Source organism: Komagataeibacter ossonobensis (assembly GCF_057359305.1).
In genome coordinates this window covers 1-16,274 of the sequence record NZ_JBXAYQ010000023.1, presented here as the reverse complement: position 1 = coordinate 16,274, position 16,274 = coordinate 1, and the positions used below count along the sequence as shown (strand labels likewise).

12 protein-coding genes and 1 pseudogene are annotated in these 16,274 nt (G+C 54.3%); 11 read left to right on the top strand and 2 right to left on the bottom strand.

Annotated features, from left to right (window positions below; all coding sequences use genetic code 11):
* Positions 1-20: 20 nt before the first annotated feature.
* Both AC1RQ9_RS12510 and AC1RQ9_RS12505 read right to left on the bottom strand, forming a co-directional pair.
* The gene (locus tag AC1RQ9_RS12510) at positions 21-998 is read right to left on the bottom strand and encodes an NAD(P)-dependent oxidoreductase (protein WP_485987221.1); all 978 of its coding nucleotides are present in this window, start codon (positions 996-998) and stop codon (positions 21-23) included.
* A gap of 10 nt (positions 999-1,008) precedes the next feature.
* Positions 1,009-2,100 (bottom strand): LLM class flavin-dependent oxidoreductase, encoded by a 1,092-nt coding sequence (locus AC1RQ9_RS12505; RefSeq protein ID WP_485987219.1) that lies wholly within the window; start codon positions 2,098-2,100, stop codon positions 1,009-1,011.
* Between the two features lie 151 nt (positions 2,101-2,251).
* Between AC1RQ9_RS12505 and AC1RQ9_RS12500 the strand changes: the two genes are divergently transcribed.
* The 11 genes and pseudogenes from AC1RQ9_RS12500 to AC1RQ9_RS12450 all read left to right on the top strand — a co-directional run bounded on the left by AC1RQ9_RS12500 (position 2,252) and on the right by AC1RQ9_RS12450 (position 16,164).
* A complete protein-coding gene (locus AC1RQ9_RS12500) occupies positions 2,252-3,145 on the top strand; it encodes a LysR substrate-binding domain-containing protein (protein ID WP_240906384.1) in 894 nt (297 codons plus the stop codon).
* A gap of 99 nt (positions 3,146-3,244) precedes the next feature.
* The gene (locus AC1RQ9_RS12495; protein WP_485987218.1) at positions 3,245-3,943 is read left to right on the top strand and encodes a peroxiredoxin-like family protein; all 699 of its coding nucleotides are present in this window, start codon (positions 3,245-3,247) and stop codon (positions 3,941-3,943) included.
* Positions 3,933-4,466: a flavin reductase gene (locus AC1RQ9_RS12490; RefSeq protein ID WP_485987217.1), complete on the top strand. Its 534-nt coding sequence runs from the start codon at positions 3,933-3,935 to the stop codon at positions 4,464-4,466. The genes AC1RQ9_RS12495 and AC1RQ9_RS12490 overlap by 11 nt, the downstream gene beginning before the upstream one ends.
* 28 nt (positions 4,467-4,494) lie before the next feature.
* Positions 4,495-5,577, top strand: a complete 1,083-nt coding sequence (locus AC1RQ9_RS12485; RefSeq protein ID WP_485987215.1) for an ABC transporter substrate-binding protein — start codon at positions 4,495-4,497, stop codon at positions 5,575-5,577.
* On the top strand, positions 5,574-6,569 hold the full coding sequence (locus AC1RQ9_RS12480; RefSeq protein ID WP_485987214.1) for an ABC transporter permease: 996 nt from the start codon (positions 5,574-5,576) through the stop codon (positions 6,567-6,569). Before AC1RQ9_RS12485 ends, AC1RQ9_RS12480 begins: the two co-directional genes overlap by 4 nt.
* Positions 6,563-7,330 carry an ABC transporter ATP-binding protein gene (locus AC1RQ9_RS12475; RefSeq protein WP_217419955.1) on the top strand — a complete coding sequence of 256 codons (768 nt, stop codon included), beginning with the start codon at positions 6,563-6,565 and terminating at the stop codon, positions 7,328-7,330. Before AC1RQ9_RS12480 ends, AC1RQ9_RS12475 begins: the two co-directional genes overlap by 7 nt.
* Positions 7,331-7,409: 79 nt before the next feature.
* Entirely contained in the window at positions 7,410-8,375 is a 966-nt protein-coding gene (locus AC1RQ9_RS12470) for an ABC transporter substrate-binding protein (RefSeq protein WP_254511698.1), read from the top strand.
* 384 nt (positions 8,376-8,759) lie between these two features.
* Positions 8,760-11,210: a TonB-dependent receptor plug domain-containing protein gene (locus tag AC1RQ9_RS12465; protein WP_217419954.1), complete on the top strand. Its 2,451-nt coding sequence runs from the start codon at positions 8,760-8,762 to the stop codon at positions 11,208-11,210.
* A gap of 218 nt (positions 11,211-11,428) precedes the next feature.
* A pseudogene (locus AC1RQ9_RS12460) lies at positions 11,429-12,451 on the top strand (alpha-hydroxy acid oxidase); the annotation flags it as partial.
* A 150-nt stretch (positions 12,452-12,601) separates the two neighbouring features.
* Complete coding sequence (locus tag AC1RQ9_RS12455) at positions 12,602-15,208, top strand: TonB-dependent receptor plug domain-containing protein (protein ID WP_254511695.1); 2,607 nt, start codon at positions 12,602-12,604, stop codon at positions 15,206-15,208.
* Positions 15,202-16,164 carry an aliphatic sulfonate ABC transporter substrate-binding protein gene (locus AC1RQ9_RS12450; RefSeq protein WP_217419952.1) on the top strand — a complete coding sequence of 321 codons (963 nt, stop codon included), beginning with the start codon at positions 15,202-15,204 and terminating at the stop codon, positions 16,162-16,164. Before AC1RQ9_RS12455 ends, AC1RQ9_RS12450 begins: the two co-directional genes overlap by 7 nt.
* The last annotated feature ends 110 nt before the right edge of the window (positions 16,165-16,274 follow it).

Below are 16,274 nucleotides of genomic sequence, written 5' to 3'. Positions count from 1 at the left end.
AAATTTCCTGTCAGGAAAGATCAGTAACCACGGTCTGCATCCACCACATCAAGGAGGGGACGATCTCCGAGGAAACGGCTCAGATTTTCCGCGATGCGGCGGGCGAGGTTCTGGCTCACGGCTGGCCCTGTCCACGACAGGTGCGGTGTCAGCCGTATGGCGGGATGGCTGTAAAACGGGTGTCCACGGGGCAGTGGCTCAGGCGTGGTGACATCGAGGGTGGCAAACCCGACCTGCCCACGATCAAGCGCATCGAGCAGCGCGTCCTGATCGATCAGGCCACCACGGGCAACGTTGATCAGGTGCAGGCCGATCCTGGCCCGCGCCAGCAGGGCGGCATTGACGCACAATGCTGTCTGGACCGTCAGCGGCAGGGCAAGGACAAGGTGATCGGACTGCTCGACCAGCGCCTCGAGTGTGGCAACGGGCTGCACATCCGTATCCGCATGATCCCACGGGCCGCGCCGCCATGCCAGCACCCGCATGCCAAACGCCCGCGCCCGCACTGCAACCGCACGCCCGATCGCCCCGTAGCCCGCCAGCCCCAGCGTCTGGCCCGCGAGCGTGCCCAGCGGCGGCGTGGCCTTGGCCTGCAGCCACCCGTCCGGGCCATCCGGTGCAATTGCATCAAGCCGTTTGGCACGCAGCAGGATGGCCGTGAGGACATATTCAGCAATAGGGATGGCGGCATCACCACGGCCACATGTTACCGTGCGCCCGCGCAGCAGCCATTGCGGAAATCCGTCAACGCCGGCAGAGGCTATCTGCACCCATCGCGGACTGCGCTGCTGCCATCCTTGTGGCGGATGAAGGGGCGCGCCGCGCCATGCTGGCGTGGGTGCGGTCAGCAGAATATCTGCATGGCCGACATCCCACGGTGCCGCGCATCCACGCTCCCCCGCGACAACCTCTATCCGCTCGCCGAACTCAGCCAGTGATGGCGCCACGAACGCGCCAATCTGGTTGACCACGACCAGAGGCCGGGTAATTACGGCCATTCCCCCCTCCTCAGGCCGCCGCAGTCCGGTCGCGTCCGTCCTCGGCCGCAATCAGGGCCCGGACGCGCGGGATCAGGTCACGCCCGTATTCATAGGCATCCTCCAGCGGATCAAAGCCACGGATCAGGAAAGTGCTGATTCCGATGCGATAATAATCCAGCAGCGCTTCCGCCACCTGATCGGGCGTGCCGACCAGCGAGGTGGAGTTGCCGCGCGCGCCGGTCAGGGCGGCGATGCCGGTCCATAAGCGCTTGTCGAGACGTGACCCCTTTTCAGCCGCGGCCAGCAGGCGGCGCGAGCCTTCGTTCGGTATGTCAGCGGCACGGACATAGCCAGTTTCGGCCTGCAGGGCACGGGCGGTTTCAAGGATCCGGTCAGCCTTGGCCCAGGCGGCCTCTTCCGTATCCGCAAGGATCGGACGCAGGGAAAGCGAAAAGCGTGGCGAACGCCCATGCCTTGCGGCCGCGGTCCGCACGCGCGCTACGGTTTCACTCACCTGTTCATAGGTTTCACCCCACAGGGCGTACACATCGGCATGCTTGCCCGCCACCACGATCGCCTCATCGGAAGAGCCGCCGAAATAAACGGGAATGCCACTTTCACGGTAAGGATGGACCAGTGAACCGGCGCCGCGCACATTGTAGAAATCCCCCGTATAGTCAAAGGGGGTGCGGCTGTCCCATTCCGAGCGGACAATATCGAGGTATTCGCTGGTGCGGGCATAGCGCCGGGCCTTGGTCGTATGATCGCCATCGGCCTGCAGTTCGACATCACTGCCGCCGGTGATGATATGCACCGCAACGCGCCCCCGGCTCAGGTTATCAAGCGTTGCCAGCTGCCGTGCCGCGATGGTGGGGGCGTTGAAACCGGGCCGGTGCGCGATCAAAACCCCGAGATCGCGCGTAACCGCAGTGACATGCTGCGCCAGAAGAATGCTCTCGGGCGAGTTGGAATGAAACGCGATCAACGTACGGTCAAAACCGGCGTTTTCATGGATCTTGGCTGAAGCCTCGATGTGGTTGAGATCAACAACCGCCCCCTGCGGAGGAATGGTTTCCGACTGATTGCGACTGCCGATAAAGCCGATAAATTCCACAGGCATTGTTGCTATCTCCATATTGCACGACGCCAACGTGTCGTTTAGATAAAAATATCACCACTAAATCGTTAATTGGCAATTTAAAAACCGTTATATAACGGTTTAGTATAGTTAATATGAGATGCTCTTTCCTGCCTCGTGGAGATAAGTCATCGTGTCACATCCCCCTCCCCCACGCGCGCCACAGCGGATGGCGCGCAATGTTCAGACTGAACTGCTGCGTTCGTTTGTTGCCATTGTGGAGGCAGGCTCCATGGCGCAGGCAACGGAAACAATCTTCCTGACCCAGTCCGCACTGAGCCTGCAGATGAAGCGGCTTGAGGACATGCTGCAGCAGAAGCTGTTCCGGCGCGATGGACGCAGGCTGCTGCTGACCGCAACGGGCGAGGAACTCGTTACCTATGCCCGCCAGTTGCTGGCGCTGAATGACCGGATCATGCAGAATCTGGGCCAGCAGTCCGACCCCGAGCCGATTACGGTCGGCATGGTCCAGGATTTTGCCGATACCATCCTGCCTGACGTGCTGGGCCGTTTCCGCCTGGAGCATCCGCGCGCGCGGCTGATCGTGCGGGTGGGTGGGTCGATGGAACTACTTGATATGTTTGACCGTTCGCGCCTTGATCTGGTGCTCTGCCTTGGCCAGAACGGCGACCGGGCCGGTGCATCATGGAATATCGTGGGCCATGACCAGATGGTCTGGCTGGGCGATCCCGCCAATATCGAACGCGAGGAACTGCCCCTCGTGCTGCTGGAACCACCCTGCCGTTTTCGTGATGCGGCCCTGCGCACCCTGACGGAAGCACGGCGGGATTATCGCATCGTCATGGAGACACCCAACCTGCCCGCCCTGCGCGCAGGCGTGCGCGGGGGGATCGGGATCAGTTGCCGCACGCGCCGGTTTGCCGCCGCCGAAGGCCTGCCGGTCATAACTGCCAGATCACTGCCCCCCGTACCCGATATCGAAACCATTCTGGTCCGGCGTGATGGGCTGGCGGACAGTGCCCATGATTTTGCCGACCTGCTCGCTGATGCGGCGGGGAACCAATGAATAATCCTCACACACAGGTTGAGGGAAACTCTTTTGTCGGTTGGTGTAGTGTTAATTAATAATAGCGACTTCTGATCGTGATTTCGCAGGAATCGAGACATGAATGCCGACCATTTCAATACCGGCGCCTCATTACGGAGCCGTTTTCTTGAGCTGGAAAACGAGCGCAAACGCAGTTGGGCGCCTGAAGCACTGGCCGTAAACGCCAGGCAGCGTGCAACACTGGTTGCCGGGCATGGGCTTCAGCCGCATGTCGTCGTGGGTGACAGCCTGCCACCAACGAGCCTGACCATTGTGGATGGTCGCACGATCACGTTGGATGACCTGACCGCGCAGGGGCCGGCCGTTCTGGTCTTTTTCCGCTTTGCCGGTTGTCCCGCCTGCAACATTGCGCTGCCGCACTATCGTGACACGCTCTGGCCCGCGCTGCAGGCGGCCCATATTCCCCTTATCGCGATTTCGCCGCAGCCCCCTGCCCTGCTCAAGGAAATTGTCAGTCGGCACGAACTGCCTTTCCCCGTCGCAACCGACAGCAACCTCGGCCTCTCCCGCGCATTGGGGATCACCTATGTGTTTGATGCGCCGTCGCGCAGTGCTGCGGAAGCAAAAGGCGGCACCAGCTGCGGCCTGAACGGCACGGATGCCTGGGAACTGCCCAAACCCGCCGTGATCGTCATCAGGCCCGGCCGGATCGTGCAGTTTGCCGATATTTCACCCGACTGGATGGACCGCACGGAAACACCGGCAATCCTGTCCGCCCTGGGGCTGCCCGTAAAGGAAAGTCTTCATGCAATCTGAAGTCATTATATCTGTGAAAGAGCCATCGGGAGTCACGGCGGATCTTTTCCGTAACGCCATGAGCCGACTGGGCGCTCCCGTTACCGTCGTGACCACCAGCGGTCCGGCTGGCCGGCAGGGATTGACCGTTTCCGCCATAACCAGCGTCAGTGATACGCCGCCCACAGTGCTTGTATGCCTTAACCGCGACAACCGTTCCCACGCTGCGTTCATTCAGAACGGTGTGGTGGGGATCAGTCTTCTTTCGCGGGGGCATGAAGGCCTTGCAGGCATATTTGCCAGCCGCCGCCGCACGCCGGATGAAAAATTCGCAGCCGCCGCGTGGCGCACTGATGTAACCGGCGCGCCCTTGCTGGCAGATGCCCTGGTTACGCTCGATTGCACCATTGCCCTCATCCATGCCTCCAGCACGCATGACGTACTGTTCTGCACGGTAGAGGCCATTCACGTTCATCCTGCCGGGGAGACCGGGCTGACCTGGTTCAACCGTCAGTTCCATACCCTGCCGCTGCTCCCGGCCTGAAACCGGCCCAGAACAAGGTTTTTCCGCGATGTCCACATTTCCCCGAATTTCCCGACGGACGGCCCTGACTTCGCTCACCGGGCTGACAGTTGCAGCACTCGTGTCCGGGCGCCGGTCGTCAGCCCGTGCGGCAGATGAAATGCCCGGCATGGACGCTCATGGGGCCTGTGTGGGAGCAGGAGGGAACACGGACATTGCGCCGCTGCCGGGACCGCCACGCAAGCTGACCATTGCATGGAATGAAACGGCACTGTGTGTTGCGGCCATACCGGTTGCCCGGGAAAAAGGTTTTTTTGCCCGGTACAATCTTGATGTTGATTACGTCAATTTTGGTGGTGCGACCGACCAGTTGCTTGAAGCCCTGTCAACCGGAAAAGCGGATGGAGCCCCGGGCATGGCGCTGCGCTGGCTCAAGCCATTGCAGCAGGGTTTTGATGTCAAGCTGGTAGGTGGCCTGCATGCGGGCTGCATGTACATGCTTGCGCCCCCGGGCAGTGCCATCCGGCAACTGACGGATCTGCGCGGCAAGACCGTGGGGGTCACGGATATCGGTGGGCCTGACCGTAATTTCTTTGGCATCCGCCTCAAACAGGCCGGTGTGAACCCGGAAACCGAGGTGCAGTGGCGGCAGTATCCCGCCGACCTGCTGCCGCTGGCACTTCAGCGCGGAGATGTGCAGGTCATCACGGATTCCGATCCGTTTACCTATGTGCAGAAACGGCAGTTCGGGCTTGTCGAGATTGACAACAACATGAAAGACGCCTGGGCCCATGCGGCATGCTGCGTGATCGGCCTGCGGGGCAGCCTGATCCGTAACGAACCAAAGGTGGCCGTTGCCGTAACCCGCGCCATACTGGATGCCGGTGCGTGGCTGGCGTGCAACCCCGATGAGGCCGGGCGCATCTTCAAGCCATATGCCCCCAGGGTCAGCGCCGAGGATCTGGCGCAGATGATCAGGATTGAAGGTCATCACCACCAGAGCGTGGGGCCGAAATTCCATGATGAAATTGTTCAGTATGCCAATGCGTTAAAGGATATCGGTGTATTCCGCCCTTCCCTTGACAGCGCACGTTACGCCAACCGTGTCACACAGGACCTGTTCAGCGCATGACCCAGACAACGTCCTTCCCCCTGCATGACATCGCAACCGTGCCGGAAACTGCCACCGCACCCCCCAAGGCATGGCCATCTGGCCTTCTGCCCTGGCTGGCGGGGCCTGCGTGGTTCCTCGCTGCTTTTGTGACATGGTTCTGGCCGGATGCTGATGATTTTCCGGCCACTGACAGTCTTGCCATTGTATTTGCAATCATGGGTATCATTCTTGTGCCCGCAGCACTGCTACGGCGCTTTTCGGCAAAAGCACCGTGGATGATCGCCCTTGCCCTCGGCTTTGCTGCATGGGAAGGGGTTCAGGCCAAACTGCTGCTCCTGCCCCGTCCCTTTTTTGGCACACCACAGGACCTGCTGGATGTGTTCATGACGGACTGGCACAAACTGGGGGACAGCCTGCTCCATTCACTGGGCCTGCTCGCGGTTGGTTACATCACGGGGTCCCTGCTGGGGATTGCCATTGGGGTCGGGCTGGGCCGTTCGGCCCGGTTCCGCTACTGGGTGCAGCCCGTCATAAGGCTGGTTGGCCCGCTCCCGCCTGTTGCCCTGCTGCCTCTGGCTTTTGTGATCATTCCCTCAAGCTGGGCGGCAAGCGAGGCGCTGATGGCGCTGGCATCGGCCTTTCCGGTCATTGTGCTGACATGGTCGGGCATCTCGGCGGTGGACCCGGCCTATTACGACGTGGCCCGCACCATGGGGGCACGTGACCGCTTTCTGGTTTTTCGTGTGGCACTGCCTGCGGCTGCTCCGCAGATATTCGTGGGCCTGTTCATGGGGCTGGGTATGTCTTTTGCCATGCTGGTCGTGGCTGAAATGCTGGGCGTCAAATCAGGACTTGGCTTTTACATGCAGTGGGCACAGGGGTGGGCGGCCTATCCCAACATGTATGCCGCCCTTGTGGTCATGTCCCTTATGTGCACCGGGCTGATTACCATTTTGTTCCGTATACGTGACCGTATTCTTGGCTGGCAGAAGGATGGACTGAAATGGTAAACGCCACCATGACCCCGCTGGGTATCCAGCTTCACAATGTAAGTCACGGCTATGATATCGGGGGGCATTTTACGCCCGTTCTGGAAAACGTGAACCTGAACATTGCGCCGGGTGAGTTCATTGCCCTGCTGGGCCCCTCAGGCTGCGGCAAATCCACCCTGCTGCGCCTTATAGCTGGCCTTGAAACCCCGCATGACGGCCGCATGCTGGCTGATGGCACGCCCATAACAGGCCCCGGCCCTGACCGGATTGTCATGTTTCAGGACCCGACCCTTTACCCATGGCGCAGCGTACGGGCCAATGTCGCACTCAGTCAGGATATTTCTGGCAGGGTGGACAGTGCGGCGGTGGATGCCGCCATTACCATGGTCGGGCTGCAGGGGTTTGAACGTGCCTGGCCGCACCAGCTTTCTGGCGGCATGGCGCAGCGGGCCGCACTGGCACGGGCACTGGTCAATAATCCACGCCTGCTCATTCTTGATGAACCCCTTGGCAAACTGGATAGCCTGACACGACTGACCATGCAGACCGAACTGCTACGCCTGTGGCAGGATCGGGGCTTTACCGTCATCATGGTTACGCATGATGTGGAAGAAGCCCTATTGCTGGCTACGCGGGTCATTACCTTCAGTGCACGCCCGGCCAGTGTGGTGTCGGATGTCAATATCGACCTGCCCTATCACCGTCATCGCGATGATCCACACCTGCTTGCATTGCGCCGTAATATTCTGGTCCAACTCGGGCATAGCGCCGACTGGTAAGCTGTCCGGTATCCTTTTTCTGACATTCTTCGTGCCTTGAACATGTCAGCGGCAGGCCGCCTGTTCATAAGGAACATCCATGTCCGAATTCCTCAAAACCCGGCTGCTTACGCATCCATCACGCCGGACCATGATGAAAGGCCTGGCAGGCATGGGGCTGCTGGCTTCCATGCGCACAGCCTCTGCACAGGACAGCCTGCTCGTAGGAGACCAGAAAGGCGGAACGCATGCCTTGTTGAGTGCGGCAACATCCGGGCATATTGATAATGCCATGATAAAATGGAGCCTGTTTGCTGGCGCGCCAATGTTGATCCAGGCACTTGCGGCCAATGCGGTGGATGCTGGCGCCATCGGGGATGCCCCGCTTGCGTTTGCCCAGGACGGAACCAGTACGATCCGCGCCATAGCTGGCATTCAGAGCGATGGGACGACGACCGCCATCATCACGCGGCATGACAGCCCGATCCACACGGTTGGCGACCTGAAAGGCAGGTCCATCGCCACCCTTCGTGCCCAGACCGGGCATTACCTGACCCTGGCCGCACTCCGTGCCGCTGGAATGCATGATGATGACGTACGCTTTGTCTTCCTGCCGCCCGTTTCTGCGCGGGCGGCGTTGCAGACAGGAGCCGTTGATGCATGGGCAACCTGGGGGCCGTATGTCTCCACGGCCGTCATCACCGATGGTGCACGGGAAATCGTGAACGGTGGGCAATTGATGAGTGGCCTGAGCTATATTGTGGCAACGGTCGATGCCCTGCATGCAAAGAAGGATGCCCTGGCTACTTATATACGCCAGTTGAAAGCCGCCCATCAATGGGGTCGTGCCCACCTGGACGAATATGCCACCGCCTGGGCTGCTGATGTCGGGTTGCCCCTGGCCGTTGCCCGACATGTCGTACCGACCATGCTTGGGAATGTTGTTACCCTGGATCCGCACGTCATACAGAAGCAGCAGGACGTATGTGACTTCATGTATGATACCCGCATGCTTTCCCATCGATTGGATGCACGCGCGATTATGGATACTGGCTTTATTCTCTAATAATGGACTGTTTGACAGGTCGTTTTTCTTGAAAAAAAGGCAATGCTGTTTTCAAGGACTTTTGGGGCGCAGCGCAAAGGATAATCCCTCTTCACCAGGCCGGTATTGGCGATAACCCCGATCGCCAGTCCATTCCGGCACCTGCCAAATTACGTTGTGCGAACCTGGTTTGCCGCGCGTTGCAGCGAATGGATGGAAGCCTGAATACCAATATATAATATTACTTGAAGTTTCTTATTTATATTTAAATCGGCCATGGCGATATTTTCATTTATAATATAAAATTAAAAAATATAACATCATGATTTAAAATTGTTTATTATCTTGTTTCCTCACCATAGCATATAAAATACATGAAAAACCAGAGGAAATGATACGTTGTACATGAGATATATTCCTAAATATCTATCCTTCGTGGGCGTTCTGCTTTCAACTACCGCTTACGCAGCCGATCGTCCTTCCTGGCAGGCAGATAACATAAAACATACAGAGAGCCTCACACCTCTCCGCCACCGCGTACGCAGTCTCCATCATGACAACAAAGAACAGGACAGTTCCGAGCAGATCATCGTAACTGGCACGCGCGACCCGTCACAGACGGCTCGCAAAAGTTCAAGCCCCATTACCGTGATCAATGGAGATAAACTGCGTTCCACTGGCATGACAGACATTCGCGAAGCCCTTGTACAACTTTCACCATCCATCAGTCGTGAAGTTAATGGCTCCGATCAGGGCTCCATCGTTGATTCCCTAAGCCTGCGTGGCCTGAATGCCGACCAGACACTCGTGCTTGTAAACGGTAAAAGACGCCACACAACAGCAGCTCTCAATTTTGACGGTGGTTCCCAACAGGGTACAACACCGGTCGATCTTGATATGCTGCCCATATCATCAATCGATCATATTGAAATTCTTCAGGATGGCGCCGCCGCGCAATATGGATCCGATGCGATTGCCGGTGTTATCAACATTATTCTTAAATCAAATAATAAAGGTGTTAATCTGCAATCCACCAATGGTGGTTATTATGCGGGAGATGGCTTTACTACAGGAGAAAATATCAATGCCGGATTCAACCTCGGAAATCGTGGTTTTTTTAATCTGAGTGCGGAATACAAGCATCAGGACCGAACGCAACGCACCGGCATTGACCCACGCACCGGCCGCGATAACGACCTTGCAACGGGTCAGCCGCAGGTCACGCGGGAAGCCATTGAGGGCAATTTTGGCTACCACATCACGAATAAGATTGAAGTTTATGCCTTTGGCACCTTTACCCATCGTGATGCTGAACGATGGGCCTATCTTCGCGCACCCAGCACGACAGCGGCTGACGGATTATCTGCTGTCTATCCCACCGGGTTTGAACCGGTCGAGACGTTACCTGAAAATGATTACGGCGTTACCGCAGGTGTAAAGGGCAAGCGATTTGCCAGCTTTGACTGGGATCTCAGCTCAACCATTGGGAGCGACCATGATAATCTGAGCGACTACAATTCCGCAAACGCCACCGAGTATGCCGAGACCGGCTATACAAAAAAACGTTTCTATCTAGGCACTTACAGCAATCAACAATGGACGAATAATCTCGATGTTAGGAGACCTGTAGATATACCCCACCTCTATAAACCACTTAATATAGCCTTTGGTGCAGAATATCGACATGAAACATATGCCATGCATACCGGGGAGCCATGGTCATATATTGGCTCTGGAGCCCAGGGCTACCAGGGCATTACGCCGGCATCCCGCGTAGATGCAGCCCGACATGTTGCTGCTGCCTATGTCGATTTTTCCACCCAATTCCTGCGCGGATGGCAATTTGATCTTGCTGGCCGGTTTGAACATTATTCTGACGTGGGTAATGCACGCACCGGAAAGATTTCAACACGATATGATGTAAACAGATATATCGGGTTCCGTGGCACTGCAAGCACAGGGTTCCGCGCACCGACGCTGGCTGAGGAAAACTTTGCCAACCTCACAGTAAGCCCCAATTATGCCAATGGACAGATTTCTCCAAATTCTGCCGCAGCGCGTTATCTCGGCTCAACGGGCCTGCATCCCGAAACATCCACTAACTTCAGTGTCGGCATGATTCTCAATCCGTTGCCGCGACTTCATGTTAATGTTGATGCCTATACCATACAAATAAAACACCGTGTGGTTGATGGAGGCGTCTATAATGGTCAAATGGCAATAAATGCTTACAAGGCCAATGGGATTGACGTGAGTGGTTTCGGGGCCGATCCCAACTCCGTCAGCGCCCAGTTCTTTACAAATGGTGCCAACACACGCACGACTGGACTGGATATTACCGCGAGCTACGATACCGATTTTGGGCGTATCGGTCATTTTACCTGGGATGCCGCAGTCAATTTTAATCATACAAATGTCAGTGATATACAGAAAGATGGCAATGGCAATCCTGTTCTGAATGCCCAGCAGATCAATTACATATCAACGGAAAACCCAGCCAATAAACTGATTTTTGGTGGTACATGGCGCAAGGGAAAATGGAATGTGTCCGTGCATGAGATCCGCTACGGTCATAGCACATCCAATCTGACCTACGTCTCAGGCCCTAATGCATGGTCAAACAGTGTATTTTATGAACAGGTTAATAAACCGCGTTTCGTAACAAATCTCGAAATTGGTTACCAGGTTCTTCCGCAACTGCATCTTGCACTCGGAGGAAATAATATCGGGAATACGTATCCTAGTCGCGTGCCGGTCAACACATCTGACTACAATAACAACAAATATGATACTGTAAGTCAGCAATTATCAGAAGAAGGCGGCTTTTACTATCTGCGTGCCGATTTCAGGATATAATAATATTTAAATATTAATAACTAAAATTACAATACGCATCTATTCTCGGTTCACACCCGAAATATCATAACCCAAAAAGTAAGACAGTGGTCAAATGACACGATATGCATATAATATCTCTGATTACAGGAAACTGGCAAAAAAGCGTATCCCAAAAGGTATTTTTGAATATATTGACCGAGGCTCCGAGAATGAAATTGCTCTAAAGAGCAAATAGGGAAGCTTTTGACTGTATAGAAATTATACCACGTTTTCTAAGAGATGTACATTCAGTCGATACTGCAACCTGCATACTCGGATGCACATATCAAACGCCTCTTATTGTTGCGCCTACGGCATTCTCTGGTCTTGTGTGGAACAATGGAGAACAGCTTATTGCCCGTGCGGCAGGGCATCTTGGCGTGCCTACCTGCGTTGCAATGATGTCCATTACCTCATTGGAAATGATAGCTCAGGGTACAACCGTCCCGCCATGGTTCCAGCTTTATTTCTGGAAGAACCGCGAAAAAACTTACAATCTGATTAAACGTGTGGAAACTGCCGGTATCGATAAACTCATCATAACCGTTGATGGACCCGTGCGGGCGAACCGGGAATATAACGGGCGCAATGGTTTTGGCATGCCATTTCGCTTTTCATGTCGTTCCATCCTGGGTCTGGCCCGGCATCCGTCATGGCTTATCTCAACCATCCTGCCACATCTGTGGGAAACCGGCCTCCCCTCACTGGTACATTACCCTACGAACGCTCAACCCAATATATTGCATGCCCCTAATGACGGCTCTATCGGCCTTGCAAATGACCTAACATGGGAAGACATCAAGACATAGCGGGACAAATGGCGGGGCAAAATCCTCCTTAAAGGTATTCTAGACGTGGAGAATGCCCTTTTGGCTAAATCCATTGGGGTAGATGGCCTTGTACTATCAAATCATGGTGGGAGAAACCTGGATTCATCCCCCTCTGCTTTATCTGTTTTGGCACAGATATTACAACATGTCGGAAAGGACATGACCCTTCTTGTTGATGGCGGAATCATGCGGGGAAGCGATATCTTTAAGGCCGTTGCGCTGGGAGCATCAGGAGTACTTGCTGGTCGCGCACCATTATGGGGTCTTGCCGCAGAGGGAGAAGAAGGCGCGCGTGCTGCCATTTCCATCCTGATACAGGAATTCAAAACGACCATGGCTCTAGCCGGGTGCAGGAATATATCAGAAGCTAAAAAGATCCATATTACGTAATAACAATATCTGTTTTACTCAAAAATTACATGATAAAATAAAAACTATTGAAAATATGAAAACAGATGATTTGATATATTTCTAAAAACTATTATAGACATTTATACGAAATATAGAAAAAATAGCATCGGAAAAAATGATGGTGTTATTATGAAAATAATTTCCGATCGCAATATGTATAAATATTTATCATTCCTGTTCCTGATAAATATCGCATACGAAAAATCCCACGCCCAATCGGTTTCATCGACCTCGGTGAAACCAGCGCGGCCCCGTGCACATAAATCCGTTAATACAGAAGGCGCTCTTGTCCATCCATACAGCGCCGCGCACCCTCCTCAGGCCGAACAGGTCATTGTAACTGGTACGCGCAGTAATGTGCGAGCATCTCACAGCATGTCGCCTATTGTAGTTCTGTCGCACGCGGATCTTACCCGGACAGGTCAGCCTAACCTGCGCAATGCCCTGGCTACGCTTGATCCATCCATTAATAATACGCCTGGTTATCCGGGACAGCTGGGTTTTACAACTAAAACAGCGTCCTTACGTGGTTTGCCAGCAAACGAAACGCTGGTACTGGTTAATGGCAAACGCCGTCATACCATGTCGTCTATTTTTTACGGTGGTGCCATGGAGGCTCAGTCTCCCGTGGATTTGGACCTTATTCCCATGAGTGCCATTGACCATATAGAGATCCTTAAAGATGGTGCCGCCGCACAGTATGGGTCCGATGCAATTGCAGGCGTTATCAACATTATCCTGAAAAAGTCCGACCATGGTGGATCAGCAGAACTGAGCTATAATCAATATGGCTCAACCGTTGGTACACTGGGTGATTATGGTCGTGGTGGCAATCTGTTTTTTAACGATGGATTCAAAATCGGTCATGATGGCGGATATATAAATATCAGTGCAGACATTACCGGAAACCAATGGACCAATACCGCAGGTTATGCCCCCCTTCGGAAGGGAGGTGTCACCACGCAGCTTTACCCCCTGCAGGCAAATGGGCAGCTTGACCCACGCGAATATGGCAACCGATACAGACAGCTTTATGGTGTTCCCGAAACGGAAAAGCAGGTCGTATCCTATGATATGGCGGTGCCATTGGGGAAATGGGCCGAATTCTATTCATTTGCCACATATGCGCACCGCACGGCATATGAGCCAGGCTGGTACCGCCCTGCCAATTCATCACAGAACATCGCCAGCGTATATCCTGAGGGCTACCTACCCATCATATCAACGAAAGATCAGGATTTTCAGGTCACGGCTGGTTTGCGGGGGCGAAACTTTTTCGGATGGGGCTGGGATCTCAGTGTAAATTATGGACGCGATCAGACAACGCCCGGGCTGAGTAATTCGATCAATGTATCCATGGGGCCTGAAAGTCCTCATAATTTCAATCTTGGCACATTGATTAATTCTGAACTTACAGTTGATTACGATATACATAGAAAATTCGATACAGGTATTTTAAAATATCCACTGTCAGTCGCGGCCGGCGTGGAATATCGCTATAACGAATATCAGATCGTTGCAGGCGAAACGGCTGCCTGGGAAGATGGCGGTTACGTTTTTCCCAATGGTACCAAGTCACTTGCCAGTGCTGCCGGGCTCGGGGCCTATTACCCTTCTGCCGCGGGCACCTATTCACGTATGAACGGCGCTTTTTATCTTGAACTTGACCAGCGCCTGACCAAAAAACTGTCCGTACAGTTGTCTGGACGGAATGAAACCTATAGTGACTTTGGCAATACGCTTAACGGCAAGGTATCAGCGCGCTATCAGGTTACGCCATGGCTGGCCCTTCGCGGGTCTGCAAGTAACGGGTTTCATGCGCCAACCTTACAGCAGGAATATTTCCAGAGCGCGGCAACATTTTACACAACACTGTCACAGCAGAACAACGCCCTCGTTACAACGACAAACGAGTATTCCTCAGTCAACAGTGTAGGGGCAAGGGCACTGGGGGCATCAAATCTTAAGCCAGAGACATCACATAACTTCGGAGCAGGCTTTGTCTTAACTCCGATCAAGAATCTTGATATTTCGGTTGATGTTTATCGAATTGACATTTTCAATCAGATTGTTCCCCTTAATGTATCCGGCAACGGCGTAACCGGTGCGCAGGTCATGAATATACTCCATCAGAGCGGCGCCGTGCCTGATGATGGAAATTATTATCAATACACGTTCATGCGCAATGCGGCGCATACCGAAACCGAAGGCCTTGATCTGCAGGCCCATTACCTGTCCCGTTTTGGACCGGCGGGCACGGTCAACTGGACTATAATGATGAATCAGCAACAACATATGATAAAGCGGATCAACCCGCTTGCGCTTAATCTTGGGTCTGCGGTGCAGCCTCTTTTCCGTAACGAGATTGGTAACCTGACAACTATCTACCCGCGCAACACCCTGCGCATGACGGGCACGTGGAACTTTGGCCCCCTTTCTACTACGGTACGTATATCGCGTTATTCATCCACGACAATCCTGTCCAACCTGGGTTCTACCTATGATGAAAAGGTTGAACCAGCATGGCTCATGGACTTTGATATTGCGTACCGCTTCAAGAAAAGATGGATTGTCTCGGTAGGGGGCAACAATGTATTCAACAAACGGCCCAATGTTCTTAGCAGCAAGGCACAATCAGCATCATCATTGTATCAGATCAATCCGAATTACAGCACGGCATCTATTTATGGCGCTGAAGGCTCCTATTTCTATGGAAAGATGCGATATACATGGTAAACAATTCCCTGCCCCTCTCACGTCGCATGTGCCTGATGACCATGATGGCAACAGGCATGACTACCTTTTCCGATCCATCGTGGTCTGATGACCGGACGGTTCTGTCCGTAGGGGACCAGAATGAAAGTCTCCGTTCATTGCTGGAAGCCGCGGGGGAGGCAACAACTTTTCCATATCACATCGAATGGAAACAGTTTTCCCAGGCGCAGCCGCTCCTGCAGGCACAAAACGCCGGTGTGATTGATTTCTGTCATGCGGGGGATGTCGCCTTTCTGTTTGCCTATGCTGCGGGTGCGCCCATCGTCGCCATTGGCGGCAGTGTGGATGGCGGTCGCAGCGCAGCCATTGTGGTAAGGAACAAATCTGCAATACATGCGGTCCAGGACCTAAGGGGAAAACGCGTTGCGCTAAGCCGGGCGGGGCTTGGCGAACCCCTGCTATATGGTGCGCTCGCTCAAAGCGGCGTTGACCGGACTGATGTGCAGGTCGTCAATGTGCCGCAGAGTGTAGCCAGAATGGCTCTTGCAACCGGCCAAGTTGATGCGTGGGTTACCTGGCAACCCTATGTGGCCCTTGCAACGGGGATGGATGACGCACGCATTCTGCGTGATGCAAAGGGAATTCTATCATTTTATGTGTTTGCACTTGCGCATCAGGCCGTACTGGAAAATCCTCTCAAGCGCGCCGCCATCATCGACCTTGAAAAACGCGTGGGCCGGGCACTGGAATGGGCACGTACGCATAAGGATGCCTATTGTGAAACCTATGCGAGGATATCTCATCTCCCGCACAACATCGCTGCACTTGCCATCGAAGAAAGTGATCGCCGTTCGATCGTTATTGATGAAAATGTCATAAAAGGAACCAAAGAGTTATACGATAACCTACGCTCATATGGGCTGCTAAAAAATGGTATTGATATCAGCCACGCATTTGACCTGGCCGTGTTGGACTGACTGCCTCCGGCGGGAGTGAGTAACGGCGTGCCTCCCCGGTTATGAAGGTCATTTCGGGGAAACAGCATCAGATAACCATCTGTTTGTGTATCGCTATCGCGCAGGCGCTC